Origin of the sequence: Butyrivibrio sp. FC2001, assembly GCF_000424125.1 — a bacterium.
Classification (GTDB): Bacteria; Bacillota; Clostridia; order Lachnospirales; family Lachnospiraceae; genus Butyrivibrio.
The window spans coordinates 1-1,361 of record NZ_AUJH01000043.1 but is presented as its reverse complement, the minus strand read 5'-3'; the positions used below and the strand labels follow the sequence as shown (position 1 = coordinate 1,361).

1 rRNA gene is annotated in these 1,361 nt (G+C 53.5%); it reads left to right on the top strand.

The window, feature by feature from the left end:
- Nucleotides 1-1,358: ribosomal RNA gene (locus G601_RS26515) — 23S ribosomal RNA — on the top strand; the annotation flags it as partial.
- Nucleotides 1,359-1,361 lie beyond the last annotated feature (3 nt).

The window sequence follows — 1,361 nt, the reverse complement described above, 5'->3', positions numbered from 1 at the left end:
ACCGGTCCCGCAAGGGGGAACGAACTGAGAGTAGTGAAGCACATGGACGTACTGCCAAGAAAAGCCACTATAGCGTATCATCAGCCCGTACCGTAAACCGACACAGGTGGATGAGGAGAGAATCCTAAGGCCGGCGGGAGAAGCATTGTTAAGGAACTCGGCAAAATGTCCCCGTAACTTCGGGATAAGGGGAGCCTGCGAGAGCAGGCCGCAGAGAAGAGGCTCAAGCAACTGTTTAGCAAAAACACAGGTCTATGCGAAACCGAAAGGTGAGGTATATGGGCTGACGCCTGCCCGGTGCTGGAAGGTTAAGAGGAGAGGTTAGCGCAAGCGAAGCTTTGAATTTAAGCCCCAGTAAACGGCGGCCGTAACTATAACGGTCCTAAGGTAGCGAAATTCCTTGTCGGGTAAGTTCCGACCCGCACGAAAGGCGTAATGATTTGAGCACTGTCTCGGCAATGCACCCGGTGAAATTGAAGTACCAGTGAAGATGCTGGTTACCCGCGCCAGGACGGAAAGACCCCATGGAGCTTTACTCCAGGTTGATACTGGGATTCGGTACTGTATGTACAGGATAGGTGGGAGACTTTGAAGTGATGACGTCAGTTGTCATGGAGTCGCTGTTGGGATACCACCCTTATAGTACTGGGTTTCTAACCAAGGACCGTGAAACCGGTCCGGGGACAATGTCTGCCGGGGAGTTTGACTGGGGCGGTCGCCTCCGAAAGGGTATCGGAGGCGCTCAAAGGTTCCTTCAGAATGGACGGAAACCATTCGGAGAGTGCAAAGGCATAAGGGAGCCTGACTGTGACACCGACGGGTGGAACAGATACGAAAGTAGGACTTAGTGATCCGGTGGCATGAAAGTGGGATTGCCATCGCTCAACGGATAAAAGCTACCCTGGGGATAACAGGCTTATCACTCCCAAGAGTTCACATCGACGGAGTGGTTTGGCACCTCGATGTCGGCTCATCGCATCCTGGGGCTGTAGCAGGTCCCAAGGGTTGGGCTGTTCGCCCATTAAAGCGGTACGCGAGCTGGGTTCAGAACGTCGTGAGACAGTTCGGTCCCTATCCGGCGCGGGCGTAGGATATCTGAGAGGAGCTGTCCTTAGTACGAGAGGACCGGGATGGACGGACCGCTGGTGTATCAGCTGCATCGCCAGATGCATAAGGCTGGGTAGCCAAGTCCGGAAGGGATAAACGCTGAAGGCATCTAAGCGTGAAGCCCCCCTCAAGATGAGATATCCCTGCTTCGGCAGTAAGACCCCTTAGAGACTATGAGGTAGATAGGCACAAGGTGTAAGCATGGTAACATGTTCAGCTGATGTGTACTAATAGGTCGAGGGCTTGTCCAAAAA